The organism is Thalassospira sp. UBA4513, assembly GCF_002388495.1.
GTDB lineage: Bacteria > Pseudomonadota > Alphaproteobacteria > Rhodospirillales > Thalassospiraceae > Thalassospira > Thalassospira tepidiphila.
This window is the reverse complement of sequence record NZ_DGMR01000025.1, coordinates 1-22,297: the sequence shown is the minus strand read 5'-3', so window position 1 is coordinate 22,297 and position 22,297 is coordinate 1. Positions and strand designations below refer to the sequence as shown.

The window sequence follows — 22,297 nt, the reverse complement described above, 5'->3', positions numbered from 1 at the left end:
CCGACGACCTCCTGAAAACAAAGGACAAAGCGCTATGAATACGCAAATGTTTCCCGATCTCGTCATCAATGGCGAAACCATTCCGCAAACAGCGGTTGCTGCGGAATTGCAAAACCACACGGCGTCAAAGGACAATTTTGCCGACGCTTTGCGTAACGCGGCAAATGCACTGGTCATCCGTACCCTGTTGCTTCAGGAAGCGCGCAAAAACGGTATTGAAGCAGTCCCGCTGGAAGTCTCTCCAAACCGGTTTGAAACCGGGGAAGAGGCCATGATCCGCGCATTGCTTGAAGCAGAGATCGATATCATTCCCCCAAGCGAAGAAGCCATTCGTGCCGAATGGCAAAAGGATCCCGAGCGGTTTCGCTCGATGCCGTTGTGGGAAGTGTCCCACATTCTGTGCAAATGCGATCCGAATGACGCCGTGGAGAGAGAACTGGCCCTCAGACGGGCAAACGATATCCTCAGCGACCTTCGCAAAGACGGCAAGACGTTCGAAAAGATTGCACGCACGCAAAGCGACTGTGGATCGCGTTCAGCAGGCGGATCGCTTGGTCAGTTGCGTCCCGGCGATACGGTGCCGGAATTTGAAGCCGCACTTCGCCAGCTTTCTGAGGGCGAAATCGCGCCCGAGCCTGTACTGAGCAGATATGGCTATCACGTCCTCCGGCTAGATGCACTTGCAGAGGGGCATCCATTGCCGTTCGAGACCGTGAAACCAAAAATCTCCGAAGCGATGGAAAAAGCCCAGTGGGCCCGCAAGGCAAAGGCGTTTGTCGACGGCCTTATCGCCTCCTCCTCCATCACCGGAGCCGACCTTGGACGCGGGACCAACAATACGAAACCCAATTAAGCGCGCGGTTTTAGCGCATATAACCCACAAAAGGTGTGAGGTTTGCATGCTTGAAAACCTTTTGGAACGAAACAAAGTCTGGTCGCGATCACGGCAAGACGAAGAGCCCGGATATTTTTCCAGACTGGCAAGCCATCAGGCGCCAGAGTTTTTCTGGATCGGATGTTCAGACAGCCGGGTACCGGCCAACGTTGTTGCCGGGCTTGATCCCGGAGAAGTTTTTGTTCACCGCAATGTTGCCAATGTGGTGCATTCATCGGACCTGAACCTGCTTTCTGCGCTTGAGTTTGCCGTCGATACCCTGAAGGTCCGCGAGATTATTGTTTGCGGTCACTACGGTTGTGGCGGTGTGAGAGCAGCGACGGAGGACCTTCCCCATGGCTTGGCCGATCACTGGCTTGAACCGATCCGTCGTCAGGCCCGCTATCATGCCCGTGCACTTGACCAGCACAGTGACATCGAGGTTCGGCGTGACAGGCTCGCGGAGCTCAATGTGATCGAGGGTGTCAGCCGGGTGGCCGAAACCCCGATCATGCGGCGTGCCTGGCGCGCTGGCGCAGAAATCAAAATTCATGGCCTGATTTATAGCCTGAAAGACGGCCTTTTACGTGACCTTGGATGCACGATCCGTCGATCGGATTTTCCCAATTCCGAGGAACGGGCTTCCTGACTCAGGTGAGCTATTCCCCGATGAAACGAGACAAGGAATACCAAGATGAAAATCGCATACACGATGGCAGCGGGTAGAGGCGACACAGACCTGCTTTTGTCGAGCGTTGCCCGGCGCCTCTCGGACACGGGCTTGCGCGTTTGCGGAACAGTCCAGATCAATTCAGAACGGGAAATGGACGATCCGTGCGATATGGATGTCAAGGTACTGCCGGATGGTCCGGTTATTCGCATTTCTCAGGCACTAGGCAAACATTCACGCGGCTGCCGCCTCGACACAAGTGCACTGGAAGATGCTGTTGGCTTCGTCACCCATGAGCTTCAAAAAGGTGCCGATGTTCTCGTTATCAACAAATTCGGCAAGCACGAGGCCGAAGGGCGCGGTTTTCGGGATGTCATTGCCGATGCTTTGGTAAAAGACATCACGGTACTGGTCGGCCTGAACCAACTAAACCTCGAAGCATTCAAGGAATTTGCCGGAGGCCTGGAAATCGCCTTGCCACCAAAAGAAAACGATCTTTTTGATTGGCTTGAGGAGAATTGTGCGTTGGTCCAGCCTGCCTAGCACGCGCATTAACCCGAACTATGACAATCAAATAGCTGCACCGACGCATATATGCGTCGGGCTTATGCAGCATAAATTTTTCAGATGTCACGTGCCACAAAAGCTGACATTCAGCATGCAACGAAATCAATCCCTTAGCATTTTCGATTGCCAGATAAGTTGACACGGATTGTCACATAAGCTGACAAAAAGCTGCGGAATTGCCAGAAAAGATGACATTTCTCTGGTCACTGACTTTTGAAGACAAGTAAGTGTTGCAATTGGAAAAGAACGTACGCTTTTAAAATTTAGATACTTTGCTTCTTGGGCGTTGGCAAAGGAGGCAATCCAAGTTCTTTAAGGAACTCATTATGCCTTGCCGTTGCTTCCCAAATCTGCTTTTCGATCTCAACCATATCCTTTTGCGTTGCAGCGAGATCAATCTCTTCCTCGGGCATGGCTGTGCTGATGTAGCGGGAGATATTGAGGTTGTAACCTTCTTCGGCGATACGCTCCATACTCACACGCTTGGAGTAACGCTCCTCTTCCTTGCGGAATTGATATGTCGAAATGATTTTTCCGATATGATCGGGTGTGCCGTTCTCACCATCTCCAAGTTGGTTCTGCCGTTTGCCTTTCACGAAGTGCTCCGCAGCGTTGATGAAGAGCACGTCGTCCGGCTTCTTACACTTCTTAAGCACAAGGATGCAAACCGGGATACCGGTCGAATAGAACAAGTTTGCCGGAAGGCCAATAACCGTGTCAATGTGCCCGTCTTTTAGCAGCTTGGTGCGAATGCGCTCTTCGGCACCACCTCTGAACAGCACGCCATGGGGCAAAATAATGGCCATTACGCCATCGTCTTTCAGGTAATGAAAGCCGTGCAACAGAAAGGCGAAATCCGCAGCAGATTTGGGCGCAACCCCATAGTTCTTGAACCGAACATCGTCGCCCATTGCGTCAGATGGCTCCCAACGCAAGCTGAAGGGCGGATTGGCGACGATAACGTCAAATGCATGCTTCTTGGCCGGATTCCGTTCGCGTAGGATATCCCAGTCATTGGCTAGGGTGTCCCCGTGAAAAATCTCGAACTCGGTATCCTTCATCCCATGCAGCAACATGTTCATGCGAGCAAGGTTGTAGGTCGTGATATTACTTTCCTGCCCGAAAATCTTGCCTATGCCATGAGCCCCCATGCGCTTTCGAACGTTGAGCAGCAATGATCCCGAACCGCAGGCAAAGTCGAGAACACTCTCTAGTCGCTCTTTCTTACCCGTAGCTGGCTCCTGGCTGTCCAACGTCACGACTGCCGAAAGGATGTCCGATATCTGCTGAGGAGTGTAAAACTCACCTGCTTTCTTGCCAGAACCAGCGGCAAACTGCCCGATCAGATATTCGTAGGCGTCGCCGAGAGCATCAACCTTGGACGAAAACTCGGCCAGCCCTCTGGCGATCTCGGAGATGATGGAACAGAGTTTCTTGTTCTTGTCCGCCTGCGTCTTGCCTAGCTTCTCCGAATAAAGATTGATCTCGGAAAACAACCCACCGAAGGTGCTCTGGAAGGACTCATTTTCGATGTACTTGAACCCCTCGGAAAGCGTAAGCAACAGCTCATCGCTCTGCGTACGAGCAAGATTGGCAATGTTATTCCACAAATACGGCGGCTGGATCACGTAGTGCACTTTGCGGCGCATCTGCCTTTCGAAATCGGCCACGTCATCCGGATTGTCTTCGTACCATGCTTGCAGGGGCGTACTCGCGCCCGTGCGGGCGAGAACATCTTCCGGCAGATCGGGGTAGTCGGAGCCAAGCTCTCGCTTCGCCGCCGCTTCGTAATTGTCCGAAAGGTAGCGCAAGAACAGGAAGGATAGCATGTAGTCGCGGAAGTCGTCCGCGTTCATCGCGCCCCGAAGCGCGTCGGCGATATTCCAGAGGGTCTTGCCCAGTTGTTTTTGGATTTGGTCGTTCATTGTGCGGGTGCTTCCTGGGGTGCGGGTGCCGGGGCTGGTGGCCGGGCGGGTGCGTTGCCCGGCAGAGCGAACTCGAACCGGATGATGAATTCTCGAAGGATACGGCGGAAGAGCTCCTTGTTGTCCTCGCCCATCTCGGTCGGTTCATGGATGGCATAGGCGCCGTGGCTCAGCAGGTTCAGCGCACGGTTGAACAGCGCCCTGTCTTCCTCGTTGTCCAGAGCCCTCAGGCAAAAGGCGATACTCGGGTGACCAAAGAAGGATGCTGTTTTCTCCATGACACTGCGCAGTGCGTTGAAGTGGTAGGTGTAGAGCTTGCCTTTCTTCGGATCAGCAGCCCGCTGCAATTCGGCGAGCGTCGCCACATGGTGGAAGAAGGGCGTGTCTTCTGTCGCTTGAAGCAGGTAGGTGCCGTCACCGTTTGGTCGGTGCAGGAAATAGCGCCGGTGAGCAACCGAAGGCGCGTCATCAATCTTCCGGCCGAGCTCGTTACACATCACGTTGAAGAACAACGCGTGGTGCGAAGAAAAGATCACCTTGATGGGCGTAGGATTCCCGTCCGCATCCGTTCGCGTGGCCGCCCGGCGGAGGAGCTTGGCAAGATCACAGGCGACGGAAATCGCGTTGTTGTCGTCCAGCGACGAGATCGGGTCGTCGATGTAGAGGTACTTCTTCCCCTGATAGGATTCATGCCCATCCAGCATCCGTTCGCAGATGGCCATAAAAACGCACCAGATGAAGATGTTCTGTTCGCCGCGTGATACCTTGATGTTGGCCTCGCCGCCCTTGCTGAAGCTCACATAGTCCGGCTTGAACAGTGTCTCGCCTCCCTGCTCGATCTCCTTGTAGGTGAAGTCGAAATCGAAGTCGGCGTAACGGGATAGGTAGCGGGCGATGGTTTCGTCCAGCGCAAGCTCGGTCATCGCGTTGAAAAAGGACGACTGCTCGTTCAGCTGCAGACGACGAACGCTGTCGCCGTCCAGGTCGTTTTCCCAGACGAACAGGTCTTCGGTGAAAGCGTTGAAATAGAGCGTGTCGGGCGTCCCAGTCGGGTTCTTCCTGTTTTTGCGCTTGCCGGCGTCCTTGAACTCCATCGACAGGCGTGTCTTGCCGGTGCGATTATAGGCATAAATCAAGACAAGCGAGACTGGGCCGGTCGGATTATTCAAGTCGTCACGAAGCCGGGCCACCAGAGTTCTCAGGCTCTTGTAGGTGCTCATTCGTCAACCTCCCCGACCTGGGGGAAAAGCCGCTGCATTAGGCCCTGTTTATGGGCCCTGAGCATCCCGAGTTTCCGGGTCTCGGCAGCAATACGGTCGTCGAGGGAGGTGAGGCAGTCGGCGATGCGCTGCTGTTCGGGCGGGGACGGCACTGCAAGCAAGAGTGCCAAAACATCTTTTTTCGAGATGTTCTTCATGGAACCAGAACTCCCGCCTGCCAAGCTCGATAATGCTGATCGCCCTCTGTCGGCCCCTAACAAGAAGGCCAAGAACCTCATGGATGTTACGCCCCTTTTCTTGGCAGCCCAGAGGCGATCAGGAAGAAATAAGTTTGGCAAGCCGACCTTTACATAAGCACTGGCCCCCACGAGCGCTGGTGTGTTCATTCTACTAATTATTATTGTATCGCCCTGAACTGGCTCCTTCACACGGCAAATTTGCGATTCATCAAATACAACCTTGTTCTCAAGCGGGTCGAAGAAACCACTTGTGACAGCGCTTGTCTTAAGCACACCAATTTCACGACTCATTGCAGGTCTATCGCCGGACTTCACACTGACTCCAGCATCTAATCCACCAACTAGCTTTTTGAGCGGGATTTCCTCCCAATCCTTTGCCGCTTCAAACTCCGGGAAGCGGAAGCGGGGTTGGGTTTCACCTTCCTGGGGGAAAAGCTGCTGCATCAAGCCCTTCTTGTGGGCTCTTAGCGCTTCCACCTTCCGCCCCTGCGCGGCAATCAGCGCGTTCGCAGAATCCAGACAGTCGGCGACCTTTTGTTGCTCGGCTTCGTCTGGCCGCCATACCTTCGTTGACAGGAACTGTGAAACGGAAATATTAAACCGGCCAGCTCTGGCCCCCTCGTTGGCCAGCCCACTCAATGCCAGGCCATGGCTTCCCGACTCGAAGTACCAGTCCCAGAAAACCGGATTCTCCCTCGGTTGGAAGCGGAAGCATTTGTAAATGGGCGAGACAATCCCATCCAGATAATGGGAAAGCCGCTTTATCGTTCCAAAACGCGACGCCTTAGTTGTCCGATCATTGTAGACGAAATCGTCTCTGCGAATCTTCAGATAACGCTCTGCACTTCCGCCTGCGATCTTTTTGCCGAAATAGTCATTTTGGCGTACAAGTCCATGTTCCCCTGAAAGGCTCAGAACGTTGTCTTCATCTTCGGCTGTCGCCCTATCAGTGACTGGCTGGGCTAGTTGTTGTAGCGTGATTTCTCTCCATCCCGCCGTGTTTCGAAACTCTGGAAAGCGCCGCTTGGGTACCAAAGCAGACTTACCGCCAGTCGCGACTTGGGATTTAACTTTATTGCTCATAAGCGCTCAGCCCTGAAATCTCGCGTCCACCGGCGCGCTTGAGAAGAAGCGGAATGAGGTCCTCCATCAGGTCCAATTCCTTTACCCGGCGCGTTTTCCAGTTCAGGCCAAGGGGCTCCATCAGCTCGGTCAGCGCCTCACCATCAAAGATCATACGTTGTAGGATAGTGTCCACGAAGGCCTCCAGCACTAGTGTGTTCAGGCCATGCTTGCCCGCGACACCTGCCAGTTCCGCCGCATTCTTTTCCGCCTTGAAGCGACTATAGCCCTCGCGGATGGCCTTTTCGCTGAGGCCCTCGCCCGCCGTTAGAGTATTGATATACGCCGCGATATCCTCGCGCTCATCCATAAACTTGGCATCGGACTGGATCAACCCAATCAGCTCCTCCCGGCTCATCTTCTGTTTTCCAGGCGATGCTTCGGAATAGCGGGCGATCAGACCCATGATATAGTCATAATCGATGACAGCAGAGGCGAAGAGGACGAACTCGAAATCCAGCTCGTCGGCCTCCTGCGTCGGCGTATCCGTGCTATTATCCTGCTGAGCCCTGAGCCGCTGAGCAGTTTCCAGATAGGCGCCGCGAAAGCCTAAGAGCGCCTCACGGGGCAAAATCTGCTCTATGGTGGCGGCGTTTTCTGGCGTCAGGTCGGTATATTGGTCGAGCTGGGTCTTTAGTCTCTGCACTTCCTTAAAACGCTCGATAAAGGTCGCGCGCGCTACATCACCCTTAAGATTTGGCACAGCATCTGGCGCACAATCGAGGCCCTGCGACGTCATGAAGGCGTCAAGTGTTTGGACGGCGGCTTCCAATTTCTGGATGACCACAGGGGCCTTGTCCACCAGCCATATTTCACGGGCCTTTTCGGCAGCTGCTTCGCCCGAGAAGAGGGCGATAGCAGCATCGACCGAATCCTGCTGCTGCCTAAAGTCGAGGATATTTCCGTAGGGTTTGGTCGCGTTCAGTACACGGTTGGTGCGCGAGAAGGCTTGGATAAGCCCGTGGTGCTTTAAATTTTTATCTACGTAGAGTGTGTTCAGGAACTTGGAGTCGAATCCGGTGAGCAGCATGTCAACGACGATAGTAATGTCGATCTTGTGGTGTGGCACATTGGGATAGGCCTTTTTAAGATCGGCATCGGGCCACTGCTGGTCTTTGATGCGTTTCTGGACGTCTTGATAATAGAGATCGAACTCACCGATCTTGTGGTTGGTACCATAGTGAGCGTTGTAGTCCGCAAGTATGGCTTTCAGGGCTTCCTTCTTCTTTTCCGGCTCAACGGTGTTGTCTTCCTTTTCCTGCGGTAGGTCTTCCTGAATTTGCTTCACGTCGGGATCGCCCTCGGCAGGTGGCGAGAAGACGCAGGCGATATTCAGTGGCAGGAAGCTGGGATCAACTGCTTGCTTCTCGGCCTGCATAGCTTTGAAGAGGGCATGATATTCAATCGCGTCATTAATCGAAGCTGTGGCGAGCAAGGCATTGAACCGGCGTTGACCGGTGGCCGCATCATGTTTGGCCAAGATAGCCTCGATGACTGCCCGCTTCGCGAGCGGTTCGCCCGGCTTCGGCAGCGTTTTTCCCTGTGGCTTGAAGTAGTCGATATGAAACCGAAGGACGTTTCCATCATCAATAGCATGCGTAATTGTGTACGTGTGAAGGCGCTCAGGGAAGAGATCTTCCGTCGTCATCATACTGGCTTGTGAGCCTTCGATCTTCTGCTGGGCCGCATTCGGTCCAAAGATAGGCGTTCCGGTGAAGCCGAAGAGCTGGGCTCGAGGGAAGAACTCTTTGATGGCTTTGTGGTTCTCACCGAACTGCGAACGGTGGCACTCGTCGAAGATAAAGACAATGCGCTTGTTACGAAGGGGTTCCAACTGCTCCTTGAAGCTCTTCCTACCGTCTTTCCTTTGCTTCTTGTTGCGCTTGCTGTTTTCGTCCAGCGCGAGGCCCAGTTTCTGGATGGTGCATACGATCACCTTGTCTGCATAATCGTCCGAGAGTAGGCGGCGGACGAGGGACGCGGTACTGGTATTCTCCTCGACGCAACCTTCCTGGAACTTATTAAACTCCTCGCGCGTCTGTCGATCCAGGTCCTTGCGGTCCACAACAAAGAGGCACTTTTCGATATCAGGGTTATCTTTCAGAAGCGTTGAGGCTTTGAAGGACGTAAGCGTCTTACCGCTACCGGTAGTATGCCAGACATAACCGTTACCACTGTCTTGGGCAATTGTGTCGACAATCGCCTTCACCGCGTATATCTGATACGGTCGCATCATCAAAAGCTTTTGCTCGCTTGCAACGAGGACCATATAACGGCTGATGGTCTGGTCGAGAGTGCATTTGGCAAGAAAGCTGTCAGCGAAACTGTCGAGATGGACTATCTTTTCGTTGTTTGCATCGGCAAATTCATAGACCGGCAGAAACCGCTCCTCAGCATTGAAGACGAAATGGCTGTTGTTGTTATTTGCAAAATAGAACGTGCGATCGCGATTACTGACAATGAAGAGCTGAAGGAAGCATAGAAGTGTCTTGGAGTAACCGCTTCCAGAATCGTTCTTGTAATCGACAATTTGTTCCATCGCCCTACGCGGGCTAATGCCAAGGGACTTCAATTCAATTTGGACAGCTGGAACGCCGTTGATCAGAATTAGGACATCATATCGATGGTGGCTGTTGTCAGTATTGATGCGGAGCTGATTGATCACCTCGAAGGTGTTTTTGCACCAGTCCCTGATATTTACGAGAGTGTAGTTGAGCGGCGTTCCATCATCTCGAGTAAAGTTGTTGCGTTCACGAAGGGTCCGGGCAGCAGTGAAGACATCAGGCGTGACTATTTCTTCCAGAAGACGCTTGAATTCACCATCCGTAAGCTTCACCTGGTTCAGGGCTTCGAATCTATTCCTGAAGTTAGCTTCAAGAGCCGCTCGATCACGAATGTCTGGGCGATATTCGTATTTGAGGGTCCCGAGTTTCGTGATCAGGGCCTCTTCAAGATCGCGTTCAGGGGTATTCGTCACCATTATAGGAAATCACTCTTTTTTATTTAGCCTAGAAGCACACAGCTTCCGGACGTGAGATATGAATATTTGGAGAGGTTGAGTCCAACACCTCGAATGAAAAAAACAATCCATTGTGAAAGGACTGTCCCATTCTTGTGTCTTTTGGGATGGAGTTGTGTTCAGATCGACAGCCTATCTCCAAAATCTCAACAGCCCATATCCTGCCACAGCACCCCCCCAAAAAAATAGTATCTCATATATAGCAACCGTCGACATTTCCGAGAAACCCTAGTCGATTGCAGCTCCCAAACAATGTTTCACACCTTTCGCACTAAGGGGCCAAGTCTCACTTAAGGTCTGTTATTTCTCTCTTCTTGGCCAATATGGCCAGAAATGCAATGAGTTTCATACTCTTCTGGATGCCGGAACTTCATCGGGCAAACGTGATTTCAGCTAAAGTCTCGACCAACAGTGTCGGCCAGATCAACAACTTGATAGTCCTGACCTCTTTGCAACGCTTCCAGCCCCGTCAAACCATCAAGTTCGCCATGCTGTTGCGTCAACAACCGATAGACCGACCAAGAACCGCCCAAACTTTCATGTAGCTCGACAAATGTCGCGTATGGTTTTCCGTCTTTGTTGAGTTGCCAGATAGGAAAACGATATCCTTTCACTGCACCTTTGAGCCCTAATAGCTCCCCGCGACGTCGCCTGTTGTGTACAGTTGCAACAGAAACTCCCAGCAGCGCAGCAAATTCCTCAGAGGTTTTCATTTCCTCACCAGCAAGGATCTCGGCGGACAGTTTTCGTCCCCGTTCTCTCGCTGCATCAATAGCATCGCGCAGTTTCGTCTTATCCGAAGAAGTTGGTATCATCCTCATACTCTCCGTCGCTGACCATCCTTCAATTTGGAACAGCAAGCTTTCCTGACAGGCTCCACTTTACCACAAAACCCTGGTTGCGTGCCGCACGAAGCTCCTATCTCTTTCCGCATGAAAAATGGCCATCAAGCAGCGGAAATGCTATAATCACTTCACAAGCTTGAGCTTCAGCCATTTTCATCCAGCGTGAATTTAAGGCAAACCAATGAAGCCTGCAGCCAACGAGGTTTTAATGAAGGAACGCTTAAAACCCAAAAGCATCTCCGACTATCTGACCCGTTCTGGCGTGAACGTTTGAGCAGTGAGCCCCCAAAATGTATCCCTGTAAAATTTCAAAGCGAGATGGTGAGTTTGCCCTGACATTGCCTGATGATCTGGTTGCCAGACTGAGCCTTAAAGAGGGGCAGACCCTTTTTGCATCAGTGCAGGATGGCGCACTCCTACTTCGTCAGGGAAACACACCTTGTTACTCGCTGGACGACCTTCTGGCCGTTACAGATTCGGAAGCACTCGTGCAAGCAAACGCACACAGTGAATGGCTGGAAGCATCTCCTGCAGTAGGACGAGAAATCATCTAGTCTACCAAACGTGACTTTACCACAATCTCTGGCTTGAATTGAGCCCGCGTCCGGCCTTCGGCACACCTATCGCGGGCGCATCAGACGCCGATCATGTTCATTCGCCTCTTCCGGCTCCAGAAACGCATTACATGCCTCAAGAATGCTGCGCGTTTCAGCCCAATCCTGCCACAGCACCTCAGATGTCCAAAGCTGAGCAAAATCAAGCATACGGATCAGAGCCGTTGTATTTCCCACTCGGGACATACTTCTCAAACCAGCAAAATATGTATCTCGAAAGACTGGGGGGATTATAGCTCTCGACTGATTATCAGCCGACATTTCTCTGTTCATGGCAATGCGTGCCATCCGTCCATTGCCATCATCGAAGGGATGCACCTCACTGATCAGGAACATGGCAAACACACCACGCCTAAATCCACCCTTAAGCTCATTAAGCATGGCAAATCCCTCTTCCAGGGTGCCAGCCACCTTTTCCGGAGACACAAATACATAGTCTCCTGCCATGTTGGCTTTGGCCTTGAACACACCAGGGTTCTTGCTCGAATGCCCCTGCATGACGCTAGCGTGATCTGTTCTTAATTGGCGAATAAAGGCGTCAAAGCTCGTTGGGGGCGAAGACATGTGTGCCGCACCAGAAACCACCTGCCACGTCCCGAAAAGGTCCTTAGCATCCTCTAAGCGCCCCTGGGGAACCTTGTTTGTAAGGATGATGTCCCGCGCTTCCTCTACGTCGAATTTAATTCCCTCAATGAAATTGGAAAAGTAAGCCTCATAGAAAGCACTCAGCTCATTTTTGGCTGGGTTTATGGCAGAGACTGGGCGATCTGAGGGGATGAACTCGTGCAGTGCCGTAAACAGCTTTTCAAACAGAACCACACGATCAGCATCAATCCGGGTTTCGCCCTTGTCTGTTCGCCTGGCAACTTCTGGGAGCACATTATTTGCACCGAGCAGGGCACCAATGACCTGATCAAGCTTTTCAGCTTCCTTTGTCATTCCCAACTGCTGTCCGACCGCAGGCACCTGATCACGCAACCGGCTTAGGCCGTCTTCCCCATAACGTTCCAGATAGGTATCGAGATACGCCTCGATTTCATCCTGGCTATATGTTCGCGCGACGCGCCGTGAAGAGGCACGGGACGGAACCATGTTTTCGATCAGGGCACGTGCCGGGCTCGGGATACGTACGCCGTTTCTGGTTCTGGTGTCGTCTGAGAGCGGCGCATGCCCACGGCGAACATAAATGGTCAAACCAGGCAGAACAGTATTCTGGCCGGTTGAGGTAACGAGAAAGATGCACCCATCATTGGCTGGCCCATTCTGAAGGGCTGTACGCCCATCAAGAACAGGTTCTGAGTATAGCTTTGAGACGATTTCCCAAAGATGACGGCGCACATAGTCCTTGAGCGGTGTATCTATATCTTTGGTATACAGCCCGCGCGCCAGCCGTCTCACTCTATTCGTCTTCAGTGCATAGGAAATTATCTGCCGCGACGATGGTGAGGTCGTGAAAAGTTCAGGCAGATTTTTTAACGACTGCATATGCAACAATTCCGCCAATAAGCATGAATAGCCCAAGCACTTTTTGGACAAACTTAACAATAAGATATGGATTTATTGACAAATAGACGAATAAGGATCGTCAAAAAAGCCATTCAAAGCTCAGATATTTCCAACTAGCGAATGCTTGCTATGTGAAAATCGATGCCACATATCTAGCCGCGAGCGAGGTACCACTTACTCAGTTGAGCCTCGTCCAAGGAAAAATAGTCCAGCAGATTTTCAGTATCCAATCGCCGACGATATAATCTCAGAGCCCCGTGGTTTATGGCATTGAACAATTTGCTATATGTCAGGCCCATATGATTGTATTTGGCGACAGCTTTAGACAACTGGATTGTTCTTTTACCTGTAGCCGGTCGCTTAGCGTTTTCTCGCAAATCATCCAACCATTCATCGACGGTTTGCCTGTCATACCACCACTTTGGCCAGCCGTCCTTTTCGGGCGAATGAAATGGATTAAGAATGCTCGCGGTACTCAGACTGTAGAGCGAGTGAAGGGACAGACCGAGTTCTTCTGCAAGCTCCTTTCTTCCGACAAAACGCGATCTGGTTTCGCCATATTCCCGCACACTGTCACGATGCACGCAGATCATCTTACCATAGCTGGTGTCGAAGGGTTTGCTCTGAAGGTAATGCCGGTCGACAAGGCGTTTGAATTCCTGGCGACCAACGCCCAATTGCTTTCGAGCAATAAAGCCCGGCACATAAATCCGTCGATCACGCTTCTTCAGTACAGAAGGACACCCTCTACCTGTCAAAATGCGATCATTCAGTCGACGGTTCATGTAATCCTGAAGCCCATCAAACAGGAACCCCAACTCCTTTTGCTGTGAAACCAGGCTTTTGTAAAAACCACCGAACATCCAGTGCATCACAATTGCACCATTCGGCGCACCTTTACCCGCACATATATCATCGAGGAATTTGAAATACCCGGAAGGCCAGTTAACCAATGCACCGGAAGCATGATCCATCTTTTCAATCATGGTTTCAGGTCTTGCTTCCAACCATCCATGGTCGATATCACCTTCTCCACGCCAGGAGCGCATCGCCAAGAAGGATATCGTCTGCAGGAGCATATAAAGATCGCCATCCACAATCTGTTTCGGGAAACCGAACTCGGTCAAATCGAATTTGCTATCAAGGAACTTGTTGGAGATGAGTTGCATGAGTGCTCTGACTGAGTCCGGGCACTCACTTCCGTGACCTCTATACTGGCACCCGAGTAGACAGGGGGCTATGCGCCCCCTGTTGAAAGTTACGGGCTCCTTGCAAGCAGGACAGGCATCACGCAACAATTCGCCATGTTCCGGACAGTGCGTAACGGCTTTCAGATCCCACAAACCCGAAACGAAGCCTTTTTCGCGCAAGCATGAAAAACAGACACGTTGACTTGGCCAGTAAAGGTATTGTTTGGGGATAATCTCTCCCATCGACAGGATAACGTGTAGATTGTTTCCCTTCGCACTTACGTAGTAGCAGAGGGACTTCATCTCCGCATCTGAAGCGCCAACAACTTTAGCTAAGCGCCCGAGACGGCTGCTCATCTTGGACAAGGTTTCTTCCGTGAGATTAACCCCGGCCAAGTTTCCGATCCAAGACATGCGTGGATACCGGTTCAGTTCAGCTATTCTGATCAGATAGCCGACCAAACTCTCGTTTTGGATAGGGGGCGATTTAAAAAGGAGGGATCTAGAGGAGGTCATAGATATTTTCCTTTCCTCCATCTTTATCCCTTGATTTCTTCTTTTTCCCAGGACGGATCGTTGCTTGCCCAACCTCGAAGGTCACAGGTCCCAATTCCTGCACAGCATCTTGCAGGTGGCAAAACCGGAGTGTCTCATCTCCCTCAATCACTGCTTTCTCGGTCGCACGATAGACAGCTTTCATCATGTGACCGAGAAGTCCTTTATTCTCATCGACCACATATTTGATCGCGTTCGGATCATTCAGAGCGGAAAACTCAGGCCTTGGGAGTGGCAAGTGCTTGTTCAGCATATGAAAGAAGAGGAAAACGGACCTGCGGTTTTCGTCCGTATCAAGATCAAATGGCACAATGCCTATCTTGCCGTTTCTTCTCGTCTCAAGCTGTGGGTTCAGTGCGAAAATGTTATGAACCTCAGGTAGCCCCGCAAACACGATCGGTTTGCGCAATATCTCTACCTGAGTTTTTAACCAGTCTGCCGCATCGTACTGTCGTTTTGCACTCCCGCGGTTGGTCAGATGCTGAAACTCATCAAAGATCAGCATCTCGACACCCGTGCGATCAACATAGTCTTTGATCCGGAGCTCCATGTCCTGCCGGGTGCCTTTCACACTCGACAGGTCTCCTAGAGCCATAAGTATGCTCGCGGCAAGGTTCTTGATCGTACAACTCTCAGGTACAATAACGAACAGTACTTTCTTGAATTGGCCGCTCTCGTTGTGAAGATTGCAGTAATCCTCAATGATGGAGGTCTTACCTGCTCCTGTTTCACCGACCATTGTCAGAATTCCCGGCCGGGCAGCATGACGTCCTGTTTGATGGAAATTCGCAATTTTGGTCAGCGCATCCTGAAAGGCATCATGTGCAATCCTGCGATCCCGGAATGCAGCAAGTTTAATAGCCTGTTCTTCGGTAAGGAGTTTCTCGAACTCATGCATCAGCTTCACCCCCATCACGGTTTTCCCTTCCCGCACGCGAAGACCTCCATCCCCGTCGTTTCAATTCCTCGTCAAGTTCTTCAGGCGACTGAAATGGTGAAGTGAATTCGGTAGCTGGCATGACATCGTCAGTATCATCTTCAGCAGCACCGTCCGAAGCAGGCAGCGGACCATTATCGTTGCCAGCTTTCCTTTCCTCGCTGCTGACACGATTGGCCGCCTTGCGTTTTCTTTTTTGGCGACTTTTAATGAGATCTTCAGCCACTTCGAACAATGACTGCCGCACTTCGAGAAATTCATCTTCCGAGGATTTTCTCAGGTCCAGCTTTTGCTTGAGCATCGCTTTGCGGATAATGCGATGACGCCAAATCGATAGTTGCGACGCATATGTCTCGTAAATGCATGTGACTGGGAGGAAAACCTTCGCGTGAGGGTCCTCGACAAAGATCGTCGACAAGTCCTCGGGATCAAATTTGACGCGAACGTTCGGGTTTACATTCTTCCCTGATCCATTTTTCATCAGAAGCTGCCGAAGCAACTGCACGGCATCCGACTGATAGCGCAATCCCATGATCTTGATACCGGCTCGGGTCAGCTTTTTTAGCTTAACCTTGAACAGCAATACAGACAGGTCTTGCTGATCGGAGATGAAACGAACCGGATGCTTCTGCACTCCGTCCTGCCATTTCTCCAGCGGAAACTGATCCAGCGTCGAATGAACTGTAACCGCATAATCATCGACGATGAATTTCGTCAGCAGGAACTCCAAGTCCTCAATTGTTAGACAGGCGGCATCCTCAGACGGATAGTCACCTCTTTGTTCTGGATTGGAAAATGTTGTGCCGGGCAAGGTATGGATCAGCTTCGTGTTTAACGTTCCGAAGAAGCGTTCAACTGCGCCCTTATAATGAGGTGTACGAGCCGGATTATATTCCAGTGAAACACCTAGCTGACTGCAACTGTCCTGCAAATCTTGCGAGTGGAACTCCAGACCATTGTCGAGAACCAAAGTATCCATCAAACCAAAACACGGCCACTCTGATGAGAACTTAGCGTCCATCATGGTACCCGGTTGGGCTTTGACTTGCGACAATACTTGTTCGAGATATTGCTCTTTTGGAAGGATTGCATGCTTCAAGCAATGCATGACTGAAACATAGCTCGGTGCTTCAAAGCTAATGTAGAACCCAACAGGCATTCGACTGTAAAGGTCCAAAGCCACTGTTAACCAAGGCCTTCCAATAACGTGCCCTGACTGAAGCCTCAGGATGATGTCCATCAAGTGATGATCCACTTGCACAATGTGCAAAGGAAATCTCGCCCCGACGCCAGCTCCGACAGAGGCAAAAACCTTGTCAGCTTCTTTTCGTCCTTTTTGGGCTGCCATCACTTCATAGGGATTGAGCCCTGCAAGAAAACGGTAGATGCTTCGCGCCGAGGGTACATGCATACGCCCAGCTTCTGGGTGAAGTTTGTTTTCTTTTACCAACCGGCCTTTAAACAGCTTGAAAACATCGAGTTTCGTCTTCGGGGTTCGGATGAGGTAGTGATCCTCGATAACTTCCTGAAGTATTTCAAACGACCGGTTGCACAGACATGTCGGCCGTCGCCCCTTCACATGGTGCCGTGGAAGAAGAGCCGTGATGTTCCGCCCACCTTTGATCCAGGCATCATACCACCTCCAAATTGCAGTGAAACTTGGCGGCATGGAAATCCCGCCCGTCACTGCTCTCTGGATCACGTCATTTATGGCTGTTGTTAAGTTGCTTTCGGCAAGATGCTCATCGACTTTTTCAACATAACTTAGCCGTTCGCGCGCAACTGCCTTATCCCTCTCATTAAAAGCATCAAACCGTTTTTCAATTTGACCTTTTAAATTGACCATCGTTTCAGGAACTTTCTGATCTATTGACGCTTCACCGTCGATGATTTTTTCCACCAGTTCTCGCGTGGAGATCAGAAGAGGCTTACCCGTTTGACAACATGTGAGGTTCAACTCACCGGTTTCGGTGTGGCAGGTGACTTTATAAACTGCCTCGTCTAAACGAACTCGAGAGTTCACCGGAATATGGATCATTGTCATTGTTCGATCTCCCCGTCGTAAAACCATACGAGGCTATCCGCGGTTATAGGCTTGTTGAGATCGACACAAAGCTTGCCTTCCGCGATATAAGGCAATACGGCCTCAAATGCGTTATCCGCACTTATTTGCCGCGCAAGTTCACCGATTGATATCCGTTTTCTTCCGCCAAAGGCACGTGCGATCGAAATAGTGGAATATATTGTTCCACCTAGCAGACGATAAGGTTGCAAGAGATCAACGTTTGAGACCAGCGGCTCTGGGCGAATTTGGTCTTCTGTCCACACTTCGAAAGAATATCCCTCACCCTGAAGTACAAGCCGGATGACTTCAAACCTATCGAATGTGTCACCTTTTAAGAGTTTATCGTTCGGCTTGACCTCGATGAATTTACGTCCCGTGCGAGTTTTGACCTCGATATCCGGGTAGTAAATCCGCTGTTTCCCGGCAAACTCGTAGATGAACCCGCCCGGCTGCGACCAGTACGCTTCCACCTCGGGCAGGACATCCAAAATTCTCATGCAATCCCGTTCGAGCTGAGATTCCCATGGAATTGAACGCCTGTTCCTGCTGCTAAAGAAACGGCCTACGACGCGGCCTTTACTAGGGGTTACTACCCTCCGTCCTGGCTTGTGCATATCATTCTCCTCATCGCTGAATTTAGGCAAAGTGGTCCTGTGGCGTGCTTGACACGCAATGCTTGCCTGAGAGGAAGGAACGTGCTAAAGGAGGAGCTACCAACTTATCTCGCTTTAGCGACGTACCTAACCGTCTCAGACATTCTGGGGCGGTTTTTGCGTTTTGGGCCTCATGGGTTGTTTTCGTTGGAAAGAATGTTTCCGACTGATCACCTAAAGGTCAAGGCCCCCTCATTTCCATACGACCTTACCCACACCGCTCACAATTTTCTGAGCCGGTGCGATGGGCGTTTTTTATGCGTGAACTGGTATTTTTTTGAGAAGGTAGCGATACAATGTCTTTTTGCATTTTGCGAAAAGACAGGATGGGAAATTGCGGTGTTCATCGTCAATTTCGGGAGATTGATACATTGTAATAGTCGTATCAGCCTCCTATTCAAAATTCAGAATATAACGCGACAAAAAGCCAGAACGTTCTGTCAGATGCTCCGATATTGAGATCAAAAAAATTTTGCCTAGGACAATTATTTCGGCATCAAAATTTTCAGAGGTTTGGGAATAGGTAGGGACTCGAAGAAACCATTTCGCTTAAAATGCAAAAAATTGTCCGTGAATGCCCATCAGACCGGAGCTGAATATTCGTTCACACAGAGGTAAGGGAACCGATCATTTAAAATCGGCCACGCAATTCAGCCAACGAAGATAGTGAATTATGATCACGGGAAAGGAGCTTTATTTATTCGAAGCTTTTTTGCCAACAGGGGCATTGTCGAGTGCCAATTTCATCATTTCCGGCGAGAATTTCATCTTCTCTGGCGAAAATTTCAACTTTTGTGGCACTCGACATCAGAAAAAATGGTAGGCCCGGAGGGACTTGAACCCCCAACCAGACCGTTATGAGCGGTCGGCTCTAACCAATTGAGCTACGGGCCCCCAAGACAAAAGTCCGGGTAAAGAAAAGACCGCACCGGTGGTCCGGTGCGGTCCCGAAAACTAGCGATTTTCCGGCCAAGGTCAAGCCCGAACGTCGCGTAATTTCTTAATAATCGAGGAACGAACGCAGTTTGCGCGAGCGCGACGGATGCTTGAGCTTGCGCAGCGCTTTCGCTTCGATCTGACGGATACGTTCGCGGGTCACGGAGAACTGCTGACCAACCTCTTCGAGGGTGTGGTCAGTGTTCATGCCAATCCCGAAACGCATACGCAGAACACGTTCTTCACGCGGGGTGAGCGATGCCAGAACGCGCGTGGTTGTTTCACGCAGGTTGGCCTGGATCGCAGCATCAAGCGGCTGAACGGCGTTCTTGTCTTCGATGAAATCGCCAAGATGGCTGTCTTCCTCGTCCCCGATCGGGGTTTCGAGCGAGATCGGCTCCTTGGCAATTTTCAGAACTTTGCGGACCTTCTCAAGCGGCATCTGGAGTTTTTCTGCCAGCTCTTCCGGGGTCGGTTCACGGCCGATTTCATGCAACATCTGGCGCGATGTACGGACCAGCTTGTTGATGGTCTCTATCATATGAACCGGAATACGGATGGTGCGCGCCTGATCGGCGATCGAACGGGTGATCGCCTGACGGATCCACCAGGTCGCATAGGTCGAAAATTTGTACCCACGGCGGTATTCGAATTTATCCACCGCCTTCATCAGGCCAATGTTGCCTTCCTGAATCAGGTCAAGGAACTGAAGACCACGGTTGGTGTATTTCTTGGCGATCGAGATCACGAGACGCAGGTTGGCCTCGATCATTTCCTTTTTCGCACGACCGGCTTCGCGTTCACCCTTGTTGACCACGCCGTAAACGCGGCGGAATTCGCCAACCGGCAAACCGACCTCGGCCGAAACACCACCGATGCCTTCACGCAGGTTGGCGATTTCTTCGGAATAGCGTTCAACAAAGGTTTTCCAGCCCTTGCCCGGCAAGCCGCCAACACGTTCCATCCAGTTCGGGTCAAGTTCATGGCCCTGATACTGTTTGATGAAGTCGGGACGTTTGATCTTGCAACGGTCGGCAAAGCGCAGAAGCTTGCCTTCAAGGCCGAGCAGACGGTTGTTCAACCCGGTCAGGTGATCGAGAAGTTCCTCAATACGGAAGTTGTTCAGGTGAACATCTTCCATCAGGTCAACCATCTCGTTCTTGAGCTTGTTGTAGCGCTTTTCGGTCGCGGCCGGAACGGCCTCACCCTTGTTCATTGCCACCAGACGCTGTTCCTGCGCCTTGTGCAATTTCTCATAGGTCTTGGCGATCAGTTCGAACTTCTCGAGAACCTGCTCGGTCAGCTCCTCTTCCATTTTGGAAAGCGAAACGTTGACCTGCTCGTTCTCATCATCGTCGTCATCATCGTCGCCGTCAGCGCTGGCCTCACCCTCTTCATCCTCGGACTTTTCAGACTCGTCGTCCTCTTCGTCCTCGTCTTCCTCGGCCTCATCGGTGAGGCCGGCCGGGGTTTCGGTCTCGGCTTCTTCGTCATCGTCGTCATTGGCCGACTCGAAGCTTTCGACATCTGCCTCTGCATCGACGTCGGTATCTTCTTCGTCTTCACCTTCGGCCGCGGCAATTTCCGCTTCCGGGCCACCGCCATAGGTGGTTTCAAGGTCAATGACGTCACGCAGCAAAAGTTCGCCAGCCTGAAGCTGGTCATGCCAGTTCACAATAGCACGAATGGTCAGCGGGCTTTCGCAAATCCCGCCAATCATCATGTCGCGACCGGCTTCGATACGTTTGGCAATGGCGATTTCGCCTTCGCGCGACAGCAGTTCAACACTGCCCATTTCGCGCAGATACATGCGCACCGGATCATCGGTCCGGCCAACATCATCTTCGGAGATGTTGCCACGCGGATCAGCATCGGAATCGTCGTTGTCGTCATTGTCGTCGGCTTCATCGCCATCGATGACATTGATGCCCATCTCGTTGAGATTGCTCATCACGTCTTCGATCTGCTCCGAGGAGAAATGCTCGGATGGCAGGGCCGCGTTCAACTCATCGACCGAGATGTGGCCCTTCTCCTTGCCCTTGGCAATGAGCTTTTTTATGGCCGACTTATATGTATCGAGAAGAGGTCCGTCTGCGTTTTCAGAAGAGTTCTTTTTCTCTTCAGCGTTCGAAGTCTTAGACGACATCTATTCCCCGTTTCCCGCTGGGTACGTTCGTACCGTTGTTGTCCCAAGCGCCGTGTCTTTCAGCGCAAATCACAAATAGCCCGATCGCTGATCCAGACCACACACGTGATCAATGATCAGTCGTCGAGCTTAAACACTTTCTCCCGGCGTCGGGCCAGATCCTCTCGTCTGTGAGAAAATCTTTCCCATTCCTCCTCGCTGGTATCTGCTGCCAACTGTCGGACGGCGTATTTTGCCTCTTCGTCCTCCAGGGAGCTTACAGCCATGGAAAAAACCTGTTTCCAACCCGTCAGGGCCCGTTCGAGCGGCGTTTCGGGCTTGGCGAAAGCGGCGTGCGCAATAACATCGGCACTAACCACCCGCAAAACTGTCTCTGACAGCCCGTCGCGCTCCAATTGGGCCTTGATCGTTTCGCAATCAAGTCCAGGATCATCGTCAAGCAGCTTTAAGACGGCCCGACGAAGATTGTCAAGCGCGGAGTCTGCACAACTATAGATTCCCAGCTGTTCACCAATCTCATCATGCAAGGCAGGATGGTTGATCAATGTCAGCAAAAGAATGGAGTCTTGCAGGTCACGCTTCTTTTGCATAGGCGGTCGCGACATGCCCGGAACCGCTTTACCGGCCGGACCCCAGAAATGGTCATTTTTTCCGCGTTTGCCACCCCATCCGGATTTTTTATTTTGGAAATTGCCCGAATTTCCCGACCGGTTTGCGGGCTTTCCGCCCCGGTCACCCTTGAACAGTTTCCAGATACGGTCGCGGAAAAACGAATTGTATTGCGACCGCACCGCTTCATCCGCAATCACGGAAATGCGTTGATTTATCGTCGCCTCAAGGGCTGCACGACGTTCCGGGGTATCAATCTTGTGCGTACCCGCATCCATGCGCCAGACAAGCTCGGCCAACGGCACGGCATGTTCGATGATTTTGCGGAAACTGTTAAAGCCGTCCGGGGCCGCCATCAGGCTATCAGGGTCTTCCCCCTCGGGCAGGATCGAAAACAGCAATGACTTGCCAGGGCGCAAAATCGGCAGTGCGCGTTCTGCGGCACGCACCGCTGCGCGCTTGCCGGCAACATCGCCATCCAGACACAGGATCGGCTCGTTGGTCATTTTCCAAAGTTCGCCAATCTGTTCTTCGGTCACCGCGGTGCCAAGTGGGGCCACTGCCCCGCGAAAGCCCGCACGGTGCAGGGCAATCACATCCATATA

At 51.7% G+C, this 22,297-nt stretch carries 15 protein-coding genes and 1 tRNA gene; 3 read left to right on the top strand and 13 right to left on the bottom strand.

Annotation, left to right across the window (positions count from 1 at the left end; genetic code table 11):
* Nucleotides 1-34 precede the first annotated feature (34 nt).
* The 3 genes from B2T33_RS10235 to B2T33_RS10225 are packed head-to-tail and all read left to right on the top strand — an operon-like array spanning nucleotide 35 to nucleotide 2,087.
* Nucleotides 35-853, top strand: coding sequence for a peptidylprolyl isomerase (locus tag B2T33_RS10235; RefSeq protein WP_197145733.1), 819 nt, complete (start codon nucleotides 35-37; stop codon nucleotides 851-853).
* A gap of 46 nt (nucleotides 854-899) precedes the next feature.
* The gene (locus B2T33_RS10230; protein WP_286791941.1) at nucleotides 900-1,523 is read left to right on the top strand and encodes a carbonic anhydrase; all 624 of its coding nucleotides are present in this window, start codon (nucleotides 900-902) and stop codon (nucleotides 1,521-1,523) included.
* Between the two features lie 45 nt (nucleotides 1,524-1,568).
* The gene (locus tag B2T33_RS10225) at nucleotides 1,569-2,087 is read left to right on the top strand and encodes a DUF2478 domain-containing protein (protein ID WP_286791940.1); all 519 of its coding nucleotides are present in this window, start codon (nucleotides 1,569-1,571) and stop codon (nucleotides 2,085-2,087) included.
* 287 nt (nucleotides 2,088-2,374) lie between these two features.
* Here B2T33_RS10225 and B2T33_RS10220 read toward each other — a convergent pair whose 3' ends face one another.
* The 13 genes from B2T33_RS10220 to B2T33_RS10160 all read right to left on the bottom strand — a co-directional run.
* Complete coding sequence (locus B2T33_RS10220; RefSeq protein WP_286791938.1) at nucleotides 2,375-4,036, bottom strand: type I restriction-modification system subunit M; 1,662 nt, start codon at nucleotides 4,034-4,036, stop codon at nucleotides 2,375-2,377.
* A complete protein-coding gene (locus B2T33_RS10215; protein ID WP_286791937.1) occupies nucleotides 4,033-5,256 on the bottom strand; it encodes an AAA family ATPase in 1,224 nt (407 codons plus the stop codon). The genes B2T33_RS10220 and B2T33_RS10215 overlap by 4 nt, the downstream gene beginning before the upstream one ends.
* Complete coding sequence (locus B2T33_RS10210) at nucleotides 5,253-6,578, bottom strand: restriction endonuclease subunit S (RefSeq protein WP_286791936.1); 1,326 nt, start codon at nucleotides 6,576-6,578, stop codon at nucleotides 5,253-5,255. The genes B2T33_RS10215 and B2T33_RS10210 overlap by 4 nt, the downstream gene beginning before the upstream one ends.
* Complete coding sequence (locus tag B2T33_RS10205) at nucleotides 6,568-9,597, bottom strand: type I restriction endonuclease subunit R (RefSeq protein ID WP_286791935.1); 3,030 nt, start codon at nucleotides 9,595-9,597, stop codon at nucleotides 6,568-6,570. Before B2T33_RS10205 ends, B2T33_RS10210 begins: the two co-directional genes overlap by 11 nt.
* A 428-nt stretch (nucleotides 9,598-10,025) precedes the next feature.
* Nucleotides 10,026-10,451 (bottom strand): helix-turn-helix domain-containing protein, encoded by a 426-nt coding sequence (locus B2T33_RS10200; protein ID WP_286791933.1) that lies wholly within the window; start codon nucleotides 10,449-10,451, stop codon nucleotides 10,026-10,028.
* A 650-nt stretch (nucleotides 10,452-11,101) separates the two neighbouring features.
* Entirely contained in the window at nucleotides 11,102-12,580 is a 1,479-nt protein-coding gene (locus B2T33_RS10195; RefSeq protein WP_286791931.1) for a Fic family protein, read from the bottom strand.
* A gap of 173 nt (nucleotides 12,581-12,753) precedes the next feature.
* The gene (locus tag B2T33_RS10190; protein WP_286791929.1) at nucleotides 12,754-14,307 is read right to left on the bottom strand and encodes a TniQ family protein; all 1,554 of its coding nucleotides are present in this window, start codon (nucleotides 14,305-14,307) and stop codon (nucleotides 12,754-12,756) included.
* Nucleotides 14,294-15,259 (bottom strand): TniB family NTP-binding protein, encoded by a 966-nt coding sequence (locus B2T33_RS10185; RefSeq protein ID WP_286791928.1) that lies wholly within the window; start codon nucleotides 15,257-15,259, stop codon nucleotides 14,294-14,296. The genes B2T33_RS10190 and B2T33_RS10185 overlap by 14 nt, the downstream gene beginning before the upstream one ends.
* A complete protein-coding gene (locus B2T33_RS10180) occupies nucleotides 15,237-17,327 on the bottom strand; it encodes a Mu transposase C-terminal domain-containing protein (protein WP_286791927.1) in 2,091 nt (696 codons plus the stop codon). The genes B2T33_RS10185 and B2T33_RS10180 overlap by 23 nt, the downstream gene beginning before the upstream one ends.
* Nucleotides 17,324-17,845 (bottom strand): TnsA endonuclease N-terminal domain-containing protein, encoded by a 522-nt coding sequence (locus B2T33_RS10175; protein ID WP_210514500.1) that lies wholly within the window; start codon nucleotides 17,843-17,845, stop codon nucleotides 17,324-17,326. Before B2T33_RS10175 ends, B2T33_RS10180 begins: the two co-directional genes overlap by 4 nt.
* Before the next feature lie 973 nt (nucleotides 17,846-18,818).
* Nucleotides 18,819-18,895 (bottom strand) — tRNA-Ile (locus tag B2T33_RS10170).
* A gap of 106 nt (nucleotides 18,896-19,001) precedes the next feature.
* Complete coding sequence (rpoD, locus tag B2T33_RS10165) at nucleotides 19,002-21,083, bottom strand: RNA polymerase sigma factor RpoD (protein ID WP_286791926.1); 2,082 nt, start codon at nucleotides 21,081-21,083, stop codon at nucleotides 19,002-19,004.
* Between the two features lie 116 nt (nucleotides 21,084-21,199).
* Nucleotides 21,200-22,297: toprim domain-containing protein (locus tag B2T33_RS10160; protein ID WP_286791925.1), on the bottom strand; the 1,098-nt coding region annotated here is incomplete at its 5' end.